Annotated in this window: 14 protein-coding genes; 10 read left to right on the top strand and 4 right to left on the bottom strand. The window is 75.8% G+C overall.

What is annotated here, in order from left to right:
- Nucleotides 1–159: 159 nt before the first annotated feature.
- The 3 genes from ACI78R_RS18700 to ACI78R_RS18710 form a co-directional block, all read right to left on the bottom strand.
- Nucleotides 160–1,302 (bottom strand): thiolase family protein, encoded by a 1,143-nt coding sequence (locus ACI78R_RS18700; protein WP_457041844.1) that lies wholly within the window; start codon nt 1,300–1,302, stop codon nt 160–162.
- Nucleotides 1,303–1,386: 84 nt separating this feature from the next.
- Nucleotides 1,387–2,790 (bottom strand): phosphotransferase family protein, encoded by a 1,404-nt coding sequence (locus ACI78R_RS18705; RefSeq protein ID WP_457041845.1) that lies wholly within the window; start codon nt 2,788–2,790, stop codon nt 1,387–1,389.
- Nucleotides 2,787–4,091 (bottom strand): acyl-CoA dehydrogenase family protein, encoded by a 1,305-nt coding sequence (locus ACI78R_RS18710; protein ID WP_457041846.1) that lies wholly within the window; start codon nt 4,089–4,091, stop codon nt 2,787–2,789. Before ACI78R_RS18710 ends, ACI78R_RS18705 begins: the two co-directional genes overlap by 4 nt.
- 113 nt (nt 4,092–4,204) lie before the next feature.
- Here ACI78R_RS18710 and ACI78R_RS18715 point away from each other — a divergent pair, with 113 nt between their 5' ends.
- Nucleotides 4,205–4,966: a 3-hydroxyacyl-CoA dehydrogenase gene (locus ACI78R_RS18715; protein ID WP_175562892.1), complete on the top strand. Its 762-nt coding sequence runs from the start codon at nt 4,205–4,207 to the stop codon at nt 4,964–4,966.
- A gap of 70 nt (nt 4,967–5,036) precedes the next feature.
- On the opposite strand, the gene ACI78R_RS18720 is transcribed toward ACI78R_RS18715, so the two are convergent.
- The gene (locus ACI78R_RS18720) at nt 5,037–6,617 is read right to left on the bottom strand and encodes a class I adenylate-forming enzyme family protein (protein WP_457041847.1); all 1,581 of its coding nucleotides are present in this window, start codon (nt 6,615–6,617) and stop codon (nt 5,037–5,039) included.
- Nucleotides 6,618–6,850: 233 nt separating this feature from the next.
- Here ACI78R_RS18720 and ACI78R_RS18725 point away from each other — a divergent pair, with 233 nt between their 5' ends.
- From ACI78R_RS18725 to ACI78R_RS18765, 9 genes are all read left to right on the top strand, one after another.
- Nucleotides 6,851–7,963, top strand: coding sequence for a CaiB/BaiF CoA transferase family protein (locus tag ACI78R_RS18725; RefSeq protein ID WP_457041848.1), 1,113 nt, complete (start codon nt 6,851–6,853; stop codon nt 7,961–7,963).
- Nucleotides 7,964–8,030: 67 nt separating this feature from the next.
- A complete protein-coding gene (locus tag ACI78R_RS18730) occupies nt 8,031–9,659 on the top strand; it encodes a class I adenylate-forming enzyme family protein (RefSeq protein WP_457041849.1) in 1,629 nt (542 codons plus the stop codon).
- Nucleotides 9,660–9,688: 29 nt separating this feature from the next.
- Nucleotides 9,689–10,735 (top strand): LLM class F420-dependent oxidoreductase, encoded by a 1,047-nt coding sequence (locus tag ACI78R_RS18735; protein ID WP_457041850.1) that lies wholly within the window; start codon nt 9,689–9,691, stop codon nt 10,733–10,735.
- A 37-nt stretch (nt 10,736–10,772) separates the two neighbouring features.
- The gene (locus tag ACI78R_RS18740; RefSeq protein ID WP_457041851.1) at nt 10,773–11,585 is read left to right on the top strand and encodes an enoyl-CoA hydratase/isomerase family protein; all 813 of its coding nucleotides are present in this window, start codon (nt 10,773–10,775) and stop codon (nt 11,583–11,585) included.
- A gap of 17 nt (nt 11,586–11,602) precedes the next feature.
- Complete coding sequence (locus ACI78R_RS18745) at nt 11,603–12,748, top strand: acyl-CoA dehydrogenase family protein (RefSeq protein ID WP_457041852.1); 1,146 nt, start codon at nt 11,603–11,605, stop codon at nt 12,746–12,748.
- Complete coding sequence (locus ACI78R_RS18750) at nt 12,745–13,974, top strand: acyl-CoA dehydrogenase family protein (RefSeq protein ID WP_457041853.1); 1,230 nt, start codon at nt 12,745–12,747, stop codon at nt 13,972–13,974. The genes ACI78R_RS18745 and ACI78R_RS18750 overlap by 4 nt, the downstream gene beginning before the upstream one ends.
- A gap of 40 nt (nt 13,975–14,014) precedes the next feature.
- Complete coding sequence (locus ACI78R_RS18755) at nt 14,015–14,851, top strand: enoyl-CoA hydratase/isomerase family protein (protein ID WP_457041854.1); 837 nt, start codon at nt 14,015–14,017, stop codon at nt 14,849–14,851.
- Between the two features lie 88 nt (nt 14,852–14,939).
- Nucleotides 14,940–16,151 (top strand): acyl-CoA dehydrogenase family protein, encoded by a 1,212-nt coding sequence (locus ACI78R_RS18760; RefSeq protein WP_457041855.1) that lies wholly within the window; start codon nt 14,940–14,942, stop codon nt 16,149–16,151.
- Nucleotides 16,144–16,944 carry an SDR family NAD(P)-dependent oxidoreductase gene (locus ACI78R_RS18765; protein ID WP_457041856.1) on the top strand — a complete coding sequence of 267 codons (801 nt, stop codon included), beginning with the start codon at nt 16,144–16,146 and terminating at the stop codon, nt 16,942–16,944. Before ACI78R_RS18760 ends, ACI78R_RS18765 begins: the two co-directional genes overlap by 8 nt.
- Nucleotides 16,945–16,955: the final 11 nt, after the last annotated feature.

Consider the following 16,955-nt stretch of genomic DNA (forward strand, 5'->3'; position numbering starts at 1 on the left):
TGCGCGGCCGGCGCGGCCCCGGCGGGCGCGCCCCCCCCCCCCCCCCCCCGCCCCCCCCCCCCCCCCCCCCCCCCCCCCCCCCCCCCCCCCCCGGGGCCGGGTCCGCCCCCCGCGCGGGGCCGGGTCCGCGCTCCGCGCGCGGGAGCCGGACCCGGCGGGTCAGAGCAGCTCGAGGATGGTGGCGTTGGCCTGGCCGCCGCCCTCGCACATCGTCTGCAGGCCGTAGCGGATCCCGTTGTCGCGCATGTGGTGCACGAGCGTCGTCATGATCCGCGCGCCGGAACCGCCGAGCGGGTGCCCCAGCGCGATCGCCCCGCCGTTCGGGTTGAGCGACTTCTCGTCGGCGCCGATGTCGGCCAGCCACGCCAGCGGCACGGGCGCGAACGCCTCGTTCACCTCGAACGCGCCGATCTCGTCGACCGACAGCCCGGAGCGCTGCAGCACCTTCTGCGTCGCGGGGATCGGCGCGGTCAGCATGATCACCGGGTCGGCGCCGGCCAGCACGGCGGTGTGCACCCGCGCGATCGGGGTCAGCCCCAGCTCGCGGGCCTTCTCCGACGTCGTCATGAGCAGCGCCGCGGCGCCGTCGGAGATCTGTGAGGCGTTGCCCGCGCTGATCACGCCGTCGGCCTTGAACGGGGTCTTCAGCCCGCCGAGGGTCTCCACGGTCGAGCCCCGGCGGATGCCCTCGTCGCGGCTGACGACGGTGCCGTCCGGCGTGGTCACCGGCGCGATCTGGGCGTCGAAGCGGCCCTCGTCCTGCGCGGCCGCGGCCTTCTCGTGCGAGGCCACGGAGAACTCGTCGAGCTGCTGCCGGGAGAAGCCCCAGCGCTCGGCGATCATCTCCGCGCCGATCCCCTGGTTCGGGGCGACGCCGTAGCGCTCCATGAACCGCGGCCCCATCGGGTCCGCGCCGGCCGACGAGGCGCCCATCGGGACCCGCGACATCGACTCCACGCCCCCGGCGACGACGACGTCGTACTGCCCGGCGACGAGCCCGGCCGCCGCGAAGTGCACCGACTGCTGCGAGGAGCCGCACTGCCGGTCCACGGTCACGCCGGTCACCGTCTCCGGCCAGCCCGCTGCCAGCACCGAGGTGCGGGCGATGTCCATCGTCTGCTCGCCCACCTGGGACACGCAGCCCCAGATGACGTCGTCCACGCCGGCCGGGTCCAGGCCCGCCCGCTCCGCCAGGGCGTTCAGCACGTGCGCCGACAGGTCCACCGGGTGCACCCCGGACAGCCCGCCGTTGCGCTTGCCCACCGGCGTGCGCACCGCCTCCACGATCACCGCGTCACGCATGTCTGGTCCCTCTCGTCGTCGTGCCGGCGTCGGCCGCCGGCCCGTCCTCGTGCACCCCGGCCGGCCGGCCGGGCACTCCTGGTGTCATCCCTCGCCGGCCGCGTCGGGCACGGCCAGGTGCCGCGGGTTGGCCACCCGCAGGCGGTCGCGCACGCCCTCGCGCACGGCGGCCACCACCTCGTCCCAGCGGTCGTCGAGCGAGCCGTTGGCGATCGCCTCGGACAGCGCGTCGTCGTCGCGCACGCCGAGCCCCGCCAGCCGGGCCCGTCGCCGCGCGCGGGCGCCGTCACCCAGCAGCAGCTCGCGCCGGACGGTGGCGACGACGTTGGCCGCCACCTGCGCGTGGAACGAGGTCCGCCCGGACGTCGCCCCGCGCACCTCGCCGCCCAGGAAGCCGGCGACCGCCGCCGCGAGCTCCGCCGCGGTGGGCCGGCCGAACAGCAGGTCGTCGTCGCCGCCGGGCTCCTCGGGCGCGGTGGCGTCGGGCCGGTCGAGGCCGAGCGCGAGCAGCACGTCGAACTCCTGCTCGGCGGCCCGCCGGCCGATCGCGGCGAGCTCCACCGACGGCTCGGCGCCCGACAGGTGGCGCTCGGTCATCGCCCGGCACATCAGGCCCCACTGCACGGTCGCGTGCAGCTCCCACCAGTGCAGCTCGGCCGCCGTCGGGCGCCAGCCGGCCACCGCGGCGTACCCGTCGAGCAGGTCGCGGCGGGTGCCGGTGCCGGCGGCGGGCAGCGCCGAGCCGAAGCGCCACACCTTGGCGCAGCACCAGCCGAGGTCCTCCAGCGGGTCGCCGCGGTGCACCAGCTCCCAGTCGAGCACCGCGCGCAGCCCGTCGGGGCCGACCATGAGGTTGCCCATCCGGAAGTCGCCGTGCACGAGCACCGGCCCGTGCGACGGCGGGCGGTTCTCCCGCAGCCAGCGCAGGCCCAGCGCCAGCCCGGGCGGGGGCGGGGTGCCCTCGACGAGGAACGACGACGTCAGCCGCTCCAGCGGGTCGCCGACGGCGGGCACCCGACCCAGGCCGTCGAGCGGCGCGGCGTGCAGCCGGGCGAGGACGGCGCCGAGCTCGCGGGCCAGCCGCGCCCGCGCCGGCGCGTAGGCCTCCTCGCGCAGCAGCCGCCGGGGGATCGTCTCGCCGTCGACCCGGCCCATGAGCAGGTACTCGGCGGGCAGCCCGGGGGCGTCCTCGCCGGTGCCGACGTCGACCAGGTCGGGCACCGGCACGCCGGCCCGCGCGGCGGCGGCGATCGCGGCGGCCTCCACCGCCACCGGGCGCCCGCCGGTCGAGTAGCCGCCGCGCAGCACCAGCTCGCGCCGCGTGCCGCCGTCGTCGGCGGTGAACGCCCAGGTCTCGCGGTTGGCGCCGCCGGTGAGCCGGGTCAGCCCGTCGACGGCGACCGGGCGGCCGAGCCGGTGCGTGAGCCGCGCGGCGAGCGCGCCGGCGAGCCCGTCGGTGGACGTGGGGGAGGCCAGCGTGCCGGTCACCGCAGGAAGCCGAACAGCTGCCCGGCGACCCGGCGCATCTGGATCTCCTCGGACCCCTCGGTGATCCGGTAGCGGCGGTGGTGCCGGTAGATGTGCTCGAAGGGCAGGTGCCGCGAGTAGCCCATGCCGCCGTGCACCTGCATGGCGCGGTCGGCGGCGTCGCAGACCAGCCGGTTGCCGCGGTAGTTGCACATCGACACCCGGTGGCCGATGGTCACCGCCGGCTCGCCGCGGGCGGTGAGCTCGTCGAGGTCGGCCGCCGTGGCCCGGATGAGCGTGCGCACCAGCTCGGCCTCGGTGTGCAGCTCCACCAGCGGCCACTGGATCGCCTGCCGCTCGGCCAGCGGCTTGCCGAAGGTGACTCGCCGGCGGGCGTACTCCACCGACCGGTCGATGCAGAACTGCGCCGCGCCCACCCCGGAGGCGGCCTGCCGGATGCGGTTCTCGTGCACGAACGTCTGCGCGACCGCCAGGCCCTCGCCCTCGGCGCCCAGCACCGCCGCGCCCGGCACCCGGACGCCGTCGAGGACGACCTCGCCGTGGTCGGTGGGCATGTTGAGCGTCCACCAGAACTGCGGCACCGACAGGCGGGGCGCGTCGGTGGGCACGACGAGCGCGGTGATCCCGCGGGCCTGCCCGGGCGTCCCGGACGTGCGGGCGAAGACGAGCAGGTGCGTGCCGGTGTGCACGCCGGTGATCCAGCGCTTGCGGCCGGTGATGATCCAGTCGTCGCCGTGGCGGACCGCGCGGGTCTCCATCCACGTGGCGTCGCTGCCGTGCTCGGGCTCGGTGAGCGCGAAGGACATCCGCCGCTCGCCGGTGATCAGCGGCTCGACGAACTCCGCGCGCTGCTCGGCGCTGCCGAACAGGTGCAGCAGGTGCGGCATGACCAGGTTGCCGACGACGCTGTGCTCGTTCTGCAGGTCGTTGTGCAGGCCCAGGCCGCGGGAGGCCAGGTGCTCGCGGATGACCGCCATGTCCACGTTGCCGCCGTCGCGCCCGCCCAGCTCGGCCGGGAGCGCGTAGCGCAGCCAGCCCGCGGCGTCGGCGCGCCGCCGGACCTCGCCGAGCAGCTCCTCCCACTCCGCGCGGGGGACGCCGCCGGCCTCGAGGTCGGTGCGGGCGAACTCGCGGCGGTGGTCGAAGAAGCGGACGTTGTCGTCCTGCTGCTCGAGCGGCTCGATCTCGGCGGCCACGAAGGCGTCGAGCTCGTCGAGGACCGCGTTCAGCCGCGGCGGCAGCGAGGAGCCGGGCAGGGCCCCGTCCGCCGCGGCGCGGGCGGGCTGGTCGAGCGTGGTCATGCGGCCTCCTGTCCGGCGCCGGTGCCGGTCCCCCCGACCATGACAGCGTTGACACTTGACGTCAACGTCGACTATTCACGGCCCGTCGGTCGGACGAGCAGAGGGAGTGGGACGTGGACGTCTCGGGCATGACGGTGCTGGTGACCGGGGGCGCCTCCGGGCTGGGCCTGGCGACGGTCGAGCGCCTGGTGGGTGCGGGTGCGGAGGCGGTGATCGTCGACCTGCCGTCGTCGCAGGGCAAGGCCGTCGCCGAGCGGCTCGGCGGGCGGGTCACCTTCGTGGCCGGCGACGTCACCAGCGAGGAGCAGGTGGCCGAGGCGGTGGCCGCCGCCGAGGAGCGCGGCCCGCTGCGCGCGGTGGTCAACTGCGCCGGCATCGGCAACGCCGTCCGCACGGTCGGCCGGGACGGGCCGTTCCCGCTCGACGCCTTCCGCCGGGTGGTGGAGGTGAACCTGATCGGCACGTTCAACGTGCTGCGGCTGGGCGCGCAGGCGATCGCGCGCACCGAGCCGGTCGAGGGTGAGCGCGGCGTCGTCGTCAACACCGCCTCGGTGGCCGCCTTCGACGGGCAGATCGGGCAGGCGGCCTACTCGGCGTCGAAGGGCGGCATCGTGGGCATGACCCTGCCGATCGCGCGCGACCTGGCCTCGCTGCAGGTCCGCGTCGTCACCATCGCCCCGGGCCTGTTCGAGACGCCGCTGCTCGGCCAGCTGCCGCAGGAGGCGCGCGACTCCCTCGGCGCCCAGGTGCCGCACCCGAGCCGGCTGGGCCGTCCCGCGGAGTACGCGGCGCTGGTGCAGGCGATCGTGGAGAACCCGATGCTCAACGGCGAGACGATCCGCCTCGACGGCGCCATCCGCATGGCCCCACGCTGACCCGGGACGCGGCACGGGAAGCTATCCGCACGTCTCTGCGCTCGAGACGTGCGGATAGCTTCCTATGCCGCTACGGCACCGGGACGGCGGCGGCCTCGCGGAGCTGCTCGCGCAGCCGGCGCTTGAGGATCTTGCCGCTGGCGTTGAGCGGCATCTCCGGCACGACGACCACCTCGGCGGGCACCTTGTAGGCGGCCAGCCGGCCCCGGCAGTGCTCGCGCAGCGTCTCCGGGTCCGGCGCCGGCCCGCCCGGGTCGCCGGTCACGACGGCGACGACGACCTCGCCCCAGTGGTCGTCGGGCCGGCCGACGACGGCGACCTGCGCGACCGACGGGTGGTCGGCGAGCACCGACTCGATCTCCACCGGGTAGATGTTCTCCCCGCCGCGGATGATCATGTCCTTCGACCGGCCGGCCAGGTAGAGGTACCCCTCGTCGTCCATGCGGGCCAGGTCGCCGCCCCAGAACCAGCCGTCGCGGATGGCCTCGGCGGTCTGGTCGGGCATCTCCAGGTAGCCGTTCATCACCGCGTCGGAGCGGGTGACGATCTCGCCGACCTCCCCGCGCGGCACCTCGCGGCCGGTCTCGTCGCAGATCCGGAGCTCCACGCCGTAGGCGGGCTTGCCGATCGACCCGAGCAGGTGCGTGGCGCCGGCCGCGGCACGGCGGTGGTCGGCCGAGCCGAGCACCGACTGCAGGCCGCCCTCGGTCGCCGCGCCGAAGGCGTTGATGAAGTCGCAGCCGAAGGTGGCCATCGCCCGCTCCAGCAGCGCGGGCGACATCGGGGCGCCGCCGTAGATGATCGAGCGCAGCGAGGAGTAGTCCCCGGCGCGCACGTCGGGGTGCTCGAGCAGCGTGCTGATCATCGTGGGCACCAGGAAGGCGCCGGTGAGCTGCCCGCCCTGCATCCAGCGCAGCACGGTGGCCGGGTCGAACTGCGGCAGCACGAGGGTGGGGAAGCCCCGCCACACGTGCATGAGCACCATCCCCTGCCCGGCGATGTGGAACAGCGGCGAGGCGGTGTAGCGGAACTCGTCGGGCGCGATCTCGTAGTCGATCGACATGTTCGTGAACAGCGCCTTGACCATCCGCTGCGACTGCAGCACGCCCTTGGGCAGGCCGGTCGTGCCGCTGGTGAAGGCGAGGCCGAGGACGTCGTCGTCGGCCACCGGGACGTCGGTGCGCACCGGCTCGCCGGAGGCCAGCAGGTCCTCGTAGCCGACCACTCCGTCGGGCAGGGAGCCGTCGGCGGGCGGGCCGTCGAAGGCGCACACCAGCCGCACCGACCCCACCTGCGGCGCGAGCGCCGTGACGGTGGGCAGGTAGCGCTCGCTGGCGAACAGCGCGGCCGGCGCCGCCCGGCGCAGCAGGGTGAGCAGCTCGTCGTCGGCGAGCCGGTTGTTGAGCGGCACGTAGGTGACGCCGGCGCGCATGCAGGCCAGCAGCACCTCGACGTAGCCGCCGCCGTCGACGGCGACGATCGCCACCCGGTCGCCGTGGCCGATGCCGGCCCGGGCGAGGGCGTCGACGAGGCGGTCGACCCGCCGGTCGGTCTCGGCGAAGCTGCGCGACGAGCCGTCGCCGAAGACCAGGCACGGCCGGTCGGGGTGCCGGGCGGCAGACAGGGCGAGGAACTGGCCGGCGCGCGTCATGGGCCGCACGGGAACACCTCCGGAGACCCGCACGGCGGCCGGGCCGCCGCCGGGATTGACGTCAGGATCAGGTGTTCCTAGCGTCGCGGACGGGAGGGCGTCAACCGCGGAGAGTGCTCGTCCGGTCGACGCGCCGCGGGACGTTGACAGCATGCCGCCTGTCCGGTTTGACTGCGTGAACTTGACGTCAGCGTCATTCGACGGAGACGTCGCCGCAACGACCGGGAGGGCAGATGGCCTCGGGACCCCTGGCGGGCACCCGCGTCGTGGAGTTCACCGGCCTGGCGCCGGCTCCCTTCGCCTGCATGGTCCTCGCCGACCTCGGCGCCGAGGTCGTGCGGGTCGACCGCCCGGGCGCGGTCCCCGCCCGCGACACCGACGTACTGCTGCGCGGGCGCCGGCACGCGGTCGGCGCCGACCTCAAGGACCCGGCCGCCCGCGACGCCGTCCTGGCGCTGGTCGACCGCGCCGACGTGCTGGTCGAGGGCTTCCGGCCCGGCGTGATGGAGCGCCTCGGCCTCGGGCCCGACGTCTGCTTGGAGCGCAACCCCGGGCTGGTCTACGGCCGGATGACCGGATGGGGCCAGACCGGCCCGCTGGCCGCGGCCGCCGGGCACGACATCGACTACATCGCGCTGGCCGGCGCCCTGTCCCCGATCGGCACCCGCGGCGGCCCGCCGGTGCCGCCGCTGAACCTCGTCGGCGACTTCGGCGGCGGCGGGCTGCTCCTGGCCACGGGCGTGCTCGCCGCGCTGGTCGAGCGCGGGCGCTCGGGCCGCGGCCAGGTGGTCGACGCCGCCATGGTCGACGGCGCCGCGCTGCTCACCGCCTCGCTGCACGGCATGCTCGCCGCCGGCTCCTGGACGCCCGAGCGCGGCAGCAACCTGCTCGACGGCGCGGCGCCGTTCTACCGCACCTACGAGACGAGCGACGGCGGGCACGTGGCCGTCGGCGCGATCGAGCCGCAGTTCTACGCGCTGCTGCTCGACCGGCTCGGCATCCCCGCCGGCGACCTGCCCGCCCAGCTCGACCGCGACGGCTGGGACGAGGTGCACGCCGCGTTCGCCAAGGCCTTCCGCACCTGCACCCGCGACGAGTGGACGGCGGTGTTCGACGGCACCGACGCCTGCGTGGCCCCGGTGCTCGCCCCGGGCGAGGCGGCCGGGCACCCGCAGGCCCGCGAGCGCGGCGCCTTCCTCACCCTCGGCGGGGTGACCCAGCCGGCGCCCGCGCCGCGCTTCGACCGCACGCCGGCCGTCGTCTCCGGGCCGCCCTCGGCCGGCGACCCCGCCGTCCTGGACGAGTGGGGCCTCGCCCCCGCGCAGGCCGCCGCCCTCGCCGGCTGAGGCCCGCCCGCACCCCGCACCCCGCCTCCCGCACGACGCCTCCCGCAACGACGCAGGAAGGACCCCGATGGACACGCACGGCCCGCAGCGGCCCGACGGGCTCGGCATCACGCTCGGCGAGATGCTCCCGCTGAGCGCCCGGCGGCACCCCGACAAGCCCGCCTTCCTCTTCCCCGACGGCAGCGCGCAGACCTTCGCGGAGACCGACGGCCGGGTCGACCGGCTCGTGTCGGCCCTGGCCCGGCAGGGCGTCGGCCGCGGCGACCGCGTGGCGCTGTTCGCCCTGGACTCGCACCGGTACATGGAGGTCGTGCTCGCCTGCGCCAAGGCCGGCGCGGTGTTCGTGCCGCTGAACTACCGGCTGACCCGCCCCGAGGTCGACGTGCTGCTCCGCCGGTCGGAGCCGGTCGCGCTGTTCTCCGACGCCCGCTACGCCGGCCTGCTCGACGGCGTCGCCGCCGCCCACCCCTCGCTGCGCCTGACGGTCACCTTCGACGGGCCGGACGGCGACTACGAGGACCTCCTCGCCACCGGCGACGACGTCGTCCCGCCGGTCGTCTGCCGCGACGGCGACCCGTTCGCCCTGGCCTTCACCTCGGGCACCACCGGCCTGCCCAAGGGCGTCGTGCAGTCGCAGCGCATGCACAAGAACATGGTCACGATCTGCCTGAACGAGTACCGGATGCGCGAGGACGACGTCCGCTACTGCGCGGCGCCGACCTTCCACGTCTCCGGCGTCTCGGGCCTGCTGGCCGGCGTCACCCGCGGGTTCACCAGCCTGCTGCTGCCGCAGTTCGACGCCGCCACCGTGCACCGGTTCATGGCGGAGGACCGCGTCAACGCCGTCTTCCTCGTGCCCACGATGATCAGCAGCATCCTGCAGCTCGACGGCGTCGACGCGTACGACTACGACCGGCTGGAGCTCATCACCTACGGCGCGGCGCCGATCTCGCCGACCCTGCTGCGCCGGGCGATCGACACCTTCCGCTGCGACTTCCTGCAGGCCTTCGGCGCCGGCACCGAGGCGGGCCTGCAGTCGGTGCTCACCCCCGAGGACCACCGCCGGGCGCTGGCCGGGCGGGAGGGGCTGCTGCGCTCAGCCGGCCGGCCCTCGCTGGGCGTGGCGATGCGGATCGTCGACGAGGAGATGCGCGACCTGCCGCCCGGCGCCGTCGGCGAGGTGGCCACCCGCAGCGACATGGTCATGGACGGCTACCTCGGCATACCCGAGGACACCGCGCGGGCCTTCCGCGACGGCTGGTTCCGCGCCGGGGACATGGGCTACCTCGACGAGGAGGGCTACCTGTACCTGCACGGGCGCAGCAAGGACATGGTCATCCGGGGCGGGGAGAACATCTACCCGTTCGAGATCGAGACCGTCCTCGCCGAGCACCCCGCCGTCGCGCAGGCCGCCGTCGTCGGCGTCCCCGACGAGCACTGGGGCGAGGCGGTGCGCGCCTTCGTCACGCTGCGCACCGGCGCCACGGTGACGGCCGGGGAGCTCGCCGAGCACTGCCGCGGCCGGCTGGCCCGGTACAAGGTGCCCCGCGACCTCGTGCTCGTCGACGCGATGCCGACCAACGCCAGCGGGAAGATCCTGAAGCGCGAGCTGCGGCTGTGGGACCTCCCGGCCGAACCGGTGGAGAGCCCCGCTCCCGGCCCGGACGCGGCGGCGCAGCCCGCCGGCGCCCGCTGACCGGTCGCGGGGGAGAGGGGACGGGCGCGATGCGCATCGGCATGCGGGTGCAGTACAGCGGCGGCTTCCGGGAGGCCGCCCAGGAGATCGGCGACCTGGAGAAGGCCGGCCTCGACGTGGTCTCGATCGCCGAGGCCTACAGCTTCGACGCGGTCAGCCAGCTCGGGTACCTCGCCGCGGTCACCGAGCGGATGGAACTGACCAGCGGCATCCTCCAGGCGCTCACCCGGACACCCACGCTGACGGCGATGACGGCGGCGGGTCTGGACTTCGTCTCCGACGGCCGGTTCACCCTGGGCCTGGGCGCCAGCGGGCCGCAGGTGGTCGAGGGCTTCCACGGCGTCCGCTACGACGCCCCGCTGGCCCGGTTGCGGGAGATCGTCGAGGTCTGCCGGATGGTGTGGCGCCGCGAGCGCGTCGTGTACGAGGGCCGGAAGTACACGATCCCGCTGCCGCCCGACCAGGGCACCGGTCTCGGCAAGCCGCTCAAGCTGATCAACACCCCGGTGCGCGAGCGGATCCCGATCACGCTGGCCTCGATCGGCCCGAAGAACGTCGAGATGACCGCCGAGATCGCCGAGGGCTGGGAGCCGATCTTCTTCGTGCCGGAGAAGGCGCGGGAGACCTGGGGCGCCTCGGTCGACGCCGGCCTCGCCCGGCGGGACCCGGCGCTCGGGCCGCTGGACGTGCGCGTCGGCGTCCCCTGCGCGATCGGGGAGGGGCTGGAGGGCCTGCGCGAGCAGTCCCGCGCCGACCTCGCCCTCTACATCGGCGGCATGGGCGCCCGCGGCAAGAACTTCTACAACGAGCTCACCGTCCGCTACGGCTATCCCGACGCCGCCGCCACCGTGCAGGACCTCTACCTGTCCGGCCGCAAGGACGAGGCCGCGGCCGCGGTGCCCGACGAGATGGTCGCGGCCACCTCGCTGGTCGGCCCGCGGAGCTGGGTCGCCGAGCGGCTGGCCGCCTTCCGCGACGCCGGCGTCACCACGCTCGTCACCTCCCTGGTCCAGCCCGACCGGGCCGACCGGCTGCGCACCGTCGAGCAGCTCAAGCAGCTGGCGCTGGACCTGTGACCGGCGCCCGCACCACCCCTCCCGGGAGGACCGCCCGATGACCACCGCCCCGGCCGCCCCGGCCACCCTCAACGGGGGCTCGCCGCCGCCGGTGTCCCTCGCGCGCGACGGCGACGTCGCCACGCTCACCCTGGCCAACCCGCGGCGGAAGAACGCGATGACGCCGCAGGCGTGGCGGATGCTGCGCGAGACGCTCGTCGAGGTCGGCCGCTCCGACGCGCGGGTGCTCGTGGTCACCGGCGCGGGCACCGACTTCTGCGCCGGCGCCGACCTCTCCGCCCGCGAGGACCGGCCGCCGGCGCCGATGGCGAGCATGGCCGAGGTCAACGACGCGTGCCTGGCGCTGCACCGGCTGCCGGTGCCGACCATCGCCCGGGTCGACGGCGTGGCCGTGGGCGCGGGCATGAACCTCGCCCTGGGCTGCGACTTCGTCGTCGCCAGCGACCGCGCCCGGTTCTCCGAGATCTTCGTGCGGCGCGGCATGTCGGTGGACTTCGGCGGCTCCTGGCTGCTGCCCCGGCTGGTCGGCCTGCGCCGGGCCAAGGAGCTCGTGCTGCTCGGCGACATCATCGGCGCCGCCGAGGCGCTCGAGGCCGGGCTGGTGCGCGAGGTGGTCCCGGCCGGGGAGCTCGACGCCACCGTGGCCGCGCTGGCCGCCCGGCTGGCGAGCGGCGCCCCGGTGGCCATGCGGCAGTCCAAGCGGATGCTCACCGACTCCTTCGAGACCGGGCTGGAGCGGGCCCTGGAGGACGAGGCGCGCAGCCAGCAGATCAACTTCGCCACCGACGACCTCGCCGAGGCCGTCGCCGCCTTCCACGACAAGCGCGACCCGCGCTTCACCGGCCGCTGAGGCACCCGGGAGGGACGATGGAGTTCACCTGGACGCCGGAGCAGCTCGACCTCCGCAGCAGCACCCGCCGGCTGCTGGAGACCCGGGCGCCTCTGGCCCGCACCCGCGAGCTGGCCGAGGCCGGCCGGCGCCGCGACGAGGCCGCCTGGACGGCGATGACCCAGCAGGTCGGCCTGCTCGCCCTGGGCGTCCCCGAGGAGCACGGCGGCGCGGGCGGCTCGCGGGTCGAGCAGGCGGTGGTGTTCGAGGAGGCCGGCCGGGTGCTGCTCGGCGGCCCGCTGCTGCCCACCGTCCTGGCGATCGAGGCGCTGCTGGCCGCGGGCGACGACGCCGCGCTCGAGGAGCACCTGCCCGGCCTGGTCGAGGGCGAGCGCACCGCCACGCTCGCCGTCCTGGGCAGCACCGGCCGCTGGCGGCCGTCGTCGCCGACCACGGTCGCCACCCGCAGCGGGGACGGCGCGGTGCTCAGCGGCACCGAGGAGCTCGTCCTCGACGGCGCCGACGCCGACCTGCTGCTCGTGCTCGCCCGCGCGGAGGGCGGCCCGACGCTCTACGCCGTCCCCCGGGACGCCGAGGGCGTGACGGTCGAGCGGCTCGACGTCCTCGACCTCACCCGGCCGATGGCCCGGCTGCACCTGGCCGCCGTCCCCGCCCGGCCGCTCGGGCTGACCGGCGGCGGCGCCGGGGTGGTCGAGCGGGTGCACCGCGCGGCCGCCGTCCTGGTCGCCGCCGAGCAGGTCGGGGCCATGGACACCCTTGTGGCCCGCACCGCCGAGTACGCCCGCACCCGGCGCGCCTTCGGCCGGCCGATCGGGGCGTTCCAGGCGGTCAAGCACCGGCTCGCCGACATGGCGGTGCGGCTGGAGATGTCCCGCTCGGCCGCGGCCTGGGCGGCGTTCCAGGATCCCGGCTCGGCCGACGAGGCGTTCGGCGCGGCGGTGGCGGCGTCGTACTGCGGCGAGGCGTTCCTGCAGGCGGCGAAGGACACCATCCAGCTGCACGGCGGCGTCGGCTTCACCTGGGAGCACGACGCGCACCTGTTCCTCCGGCGCGCCCGGGCCGCGGCGACGCTCACCGGGCCGCCGTCGGAGCACCGCGCCGCCCTGGTCCCGCTGGTCCTGCCCGACCTCGTCGCCCCCGGGCACACGGAGGTGCCGTCGTGATCGAGCTGTCCCCCACCGCGACCGAGGACGAGGTGGCCGCGGCCACCGAGCGCTGGCTGCACGAGAACCTGCCGCCGTCCTGGCTCAAGGCCGTCCTCGACGACGACCGCACCGTCGTGGCCGCGCACCTCGCCGACGCCGACGGCATGCGCCGCTGGTTCGCCACGCTCGGTGACGCGGGCCTGGCCACGCCCACCTGGCCGCGCGAGTACGGCGGGCTGGACCTCTCCGCCGAGCAGGCGGCCGCCGTCGCCGACGTGCTCATGCGCTACCGGGCGAACCGTCCGATGGACGACTTCATCGGCCTCACCCTCACCGGCCCGACGGTGCTCGCCCACGGCACGCCGGAGCAGAAGGAGCGGTTCCTGCGCCCGATCGCCCGCGGCGAGGAGCGCTGGTGCCAGCTGTTCAGCGAGCCGGGCGCGGGCTCGGACCTCGCGGCGCTGTCCACCCGGGCCGTGCGGCAGGAGGACGGCACCTGGCGGGTCGACGGGCAGAAGGTCTGGAACTCCTTCGCCCACATCGCCGACCGGGGGCTGCTGATGGCCCGCACGTCGCCGGAGAAGCCGAAGCACCGCGGCATCTCCTACTTCCTCGTCGACATGCGCACGCCCGGCCTCGAGGTCCGGCCGCTCCGGCAGATGACCGGCGACGCGGAGTTCAACGAGGTCTTCCTCACCGACGTCGTGCTGCCCGCCGACGCGCTGCTCGGCGAGGTCGACGGCGGCTGGGCGGTCGCGATCACCACGCTCATGCAGGAGCGCAACGGCCTCAGCGGCCGGCCCGCCGTCGGGCCCGGCGTCGCCGACGACCTCGCCCGCCGCGCCGCGGCCGCCGGCACCTGGGCCGACCCGGTGCTGCGCGACCGGCTGCTGGCGATGCTGGTCGAGGAGCGGGTGCTGCAGATGACCACCGTGCGCGCCTCGGTCGCCTCCGGCCGCGCGATGGCCGGCGCCGAGGGGTCGATCCGCAAGCTGGTCAGCTCCGGCCTCGAGGAGACCGCCGGCTCGCTGGCCGCCGAGGTCGAGCCGGTGACGGCGCTGGGCTGGCCGCAGGGCGCCCCGCTGCCGGCGGCCGCGCACGAGTTCCTGGCCATGAAGCAGACCTCGATCGCCGGCGGCACCTCGGAGATCCAGCGCACGATCATCGCCGAGCGACTCCTCGGCCTGCCCAAGGACCCGGACCCGGAGAAGGACCTGCCCTTCTCCCGGCGCAGCCGCGCCTGATGCCCCGGCGCAGCCGCGCCCGACCCGAGGAGCGCCTCCCGTGACGACCACCGAGACCACCCCCGAGACGACGACCCTGCGCCTGGAGCACCCCGAGCCGGGCATCGCCGTCCTCACCCTCGACCGGCCCGAGCGGCTCAACGCGCTGTCGCCGGACCTGCTGCTGGAGCTGCACACCACGCTCGACCGCCTCGCCGTCGACCCCGCCGTGCGGGTGCTCGTGCTCACCGGCGCCGGCCGCGGCTTCTGTGCCGGCCTCGACCTCACCGCCTACGACATGGGCGGCGCCGACCGGCGCGACGACTGGGACAGCCCGCAGCGGCGGCTGGCGCTGCAGAAGTCCATCGCCGCGCTGGTGCCCAAGCTGCGTGCGCTGCCGCAGGTGGTGGTCGCCGCGGTCAACGGCCCTGCGGCCGGCGGGGGACTGGCACTGGCGCTGGCCTCCGACGTCCGGATCGCCGCGGCGAGCGCCCGGTTCAACGTGGCGTTCGTGCGGATCGGGCTGTCGGGCTGCGACATCGGCGTCAGCTGGCTGCTGCCGCGGCTGGTCGGGGCGTCGCGGGCCTTCGAGATGCTGCTCACCGGCCGGTTGGTCGACGCCGCGGAGGCCGACCGCTCGGGCCTGGTCAGCCGCGTCGTCCCCGACGGCGAGGTGCTCGACGCGGCGCTGGAGACCGCGCGGGCGGTGCTCGCCAACTCGCCGATGGGCGTGCGCATGACCAAGGAGGTCATGTGGAGCCAGCTCGAGGTCGGCAGCCTGCAGGCCGGCATCGACCTGGAGAACCGCACGCAGATCCTCACCAGCTACACCCGCGACGCCGACGAGGCGGCCCTGGCCTTCCGCGGCCGGCGCGCCCCGTCCTTCCTCGACGCCTGACGCCCGAGAGGGCCCTTGTAGCGCTCATGGCCCTGTCCGCCTCCCGCGCGCGGAAGGCGGCCACCACCCGCGAGACCGGAGGTCACCGGTGACCACCACCGCCCCGCTCACCAACCGCGACCTGGTCGCCGACACCGCCCGCCGGGTCGTCGCCGAGCACCCGCCGGAGTCCACCCCGCGCGCGGAGTTCCTCGGCGCCTGCTTCGACGCCGGCCTCGCCTGGGTGCACTTCCCGCGCGGGTCGGGCGGGCTCGGCGTCGAGGCGGGCCTGCAGGACGTCGCCGACTCGATCCTGCAGGGCGCCGGCGGGCCGGTGCCGTTCTCGATCAACCCCATGGGCTACGGCATGGCCGGGCCCACGGTCGTCGAGCACGCCCGCCCCGAGGTGGCCGCCGAGCTGCTGCGCCCGCTGGCCACCTGCGAGGAGCTGTGGTGCCAGCTGTTCAGCGAGCCCGGCGCCGGCTCCGACCTCGCCGGCCTGGCCACCCGCGCCGTCCTCGACGGCGACACCTGGGTGGTCACCGGCGCGAAGGTGTGGACGTCGCTGGCGCACCGGGCGCGGCGCGCTCTTCTGCTGGCCCGCACCGATCCCGACGCCCCCAAGCACCGCGGCCTCACCTACTTCGTCCTCGACATGACCGACCCCGGCGTCGAGGTGCGCCCGCTGCGCCAGATGACGGGCGCCGCGGAGTTCAACGAGGTCCACCTGGACGGCGCCCGCATCCCCGACACCCACCGCCTCGGCGAGGTCGGCGACGGCTGGCGGGTGGCCATGACGACGCTGATGAACGAGCGGCGCGCCATCGGCGGGGGCAGCAGCCGGCGCGGCAGCGGCAGCATCGGCGCCGCCCTGCAGCTGTGGCGCGAGCGCCCCGACCTGCGCACCCCGGCGCTGCGCGACCGGCTCACCGCGCTGTTCGCCCTCGCCGACGCCGCGCGGCTCACCGGCGAGCGGCAGCGGGTCGAGAGCGGCGACCGGCCGATCGGGCCCGAGGGCAGCATCGGCAAGCTCGTCGGCGCCGAGCTCAACCAGGCCGTCTACGACTTCTGCATGGACCTGCTCGGGGTCGAGGCCACGCTCTACGGCTCCTACGACCCGCCGGACGGCGTCGACGACGAGACCGACGAGCACGCCGGCCCGCACGACGTGCAGCGCGCCTTCCTCCGCTCCCGGGCCAACACGATCGAGGGCGGCACGTCGGAGGTGCTGCGCAACATCCTCGGCGAGCGGCTGCTCGGCCTGCCCGGCGACATCCGGGTGGACACCGGCCGGCCGTGGCGCGAGGTGCCCCGTGGCTGAGGCGCCCGCGGCCGAACGCGCGACGGCGGCCGGCCCGCTCACCGGCCGGGTCGCCCTCGTCACCGGCGGCGGCCGGGGGATCGGCGCGGCGATCACCGCCGAGCTCGCCCGCTCCGGCGCCGCGGTGGCCTTCACCTACCGCCGCGACCGGGCCGCCGCCGAGGAGCTCGCCGAGGAGCTGGGTGCCGGCGGCGCGGCGGTGCTCGCGGTGGAGGCGTCCGTCGACGACCCCGCCGCCTCCGCCCGCGCCGTCGAGGCCGCCGTCGCGGAGTTCGGCGGCCTGGACCTGCTGGTCAGCAACGCCGGCGTGGCCAGCAGGGGCCTGCCGGTGGCCGCGACGACGGCGGAGGAGCTGCAGTGGCTGCTCGCGGTGCACGCCGTCGGGCCGCACCAGCTGGTCCGCGCCGCGCTGCCGCACCTGCGGGCGCACGAGCGCTCCGACGTCGTCGTGGTGAGCAGCATCGCCGTCGGCGACGCCTGGCCGGTGAACGGCGCCCCGTACGCCATGGCGAAGGCCGCGGCCGAGGCCATGGCGCACGTGCTCGCCCGCGAGGAGCGGGCGCACGGCGTGCGGGTCAACATCGTCGCCCCGGGCCTGGTGGACACCGAGATGGGCCGCCGCCTGGTCCGCGCCACGCAGGACGTGACCGACATCCGGCTGCTCGACCCCGGCTCGCCGTTCGGGCGGGTCTGCTCGCCGCAGGACGTCGCCGCCGTCGTCCGCGCGCTGGTCGACCCCGCCTGCTCCTACCTCACCGACCAGCGCGTCGTCGTCGACGGCGGCACCTTCTAAGGAGGACCGGC

Source organism: Geodermatophilus sp. SYSU D01106 (assembly GCF_054049995.1).

Bases quoted from the DNA above. Each gene is read 5' to 3' on its own strand.
- ACI78R_RS18700 (WP_457041844.1), bottom strand. From the start codon at position 1,302: ATGCGTGACGCGGTGATCGTGGAGGCGGTGCGCACGCCGGTGGGCAAG.
- ACI78R_RS18710 (WP_457041846.1), bottom strand. From the start codon at position 4,091: ATGACCACGCTCGACCAGCCCGCCCGCGCCGCGGCGGACGGGGCCCTG.
- ACI78R_RS18720 (WP_457041847.1), bottom strand. From the start codon at position 6,617: ATGACGCGCGCCGGCCAGTTCCTCGCCCTGTCTGCCGCCCGGCACCCC.
- ACI78R_RS18725 (WP_457041848.1), top strand. From the start codon at position 6,851: ATGGCCTCGGGACCCCTGGCGGGCACCCGCGTCGTGGAGTTCACCGGC.
- ACI78R_RS18730 (WP_457041849.1), top strand. From the start codon at position 8,031: ATGGACACGCACGGCCCGCAGCGGCCCGACGGGCTCGGCATCACGCTC.
- ACI78R_RS18735 (WP_457041850.1), top strand. From the start codon at position 9,689: ATGCGCATCGGCATGCGGGTGCAGTACAGCGGCGGCTTCCGGGAGGCC.
- ACI78R_RS18740 (WP_457041851.1), top strand. From the start codon at position 10,773: ATGACCACCGCCCCGGCCGCCCCGGCCACCCTCAACGGGGGCTCGCCG.
- ACI78R_RS18745 (WP_457041852.1), top strand. From the start codon at position 11,603: ATGGAGTTCACCTGGACGCCGGAGCAGCTCGACCTCCGCAGCAGCACC.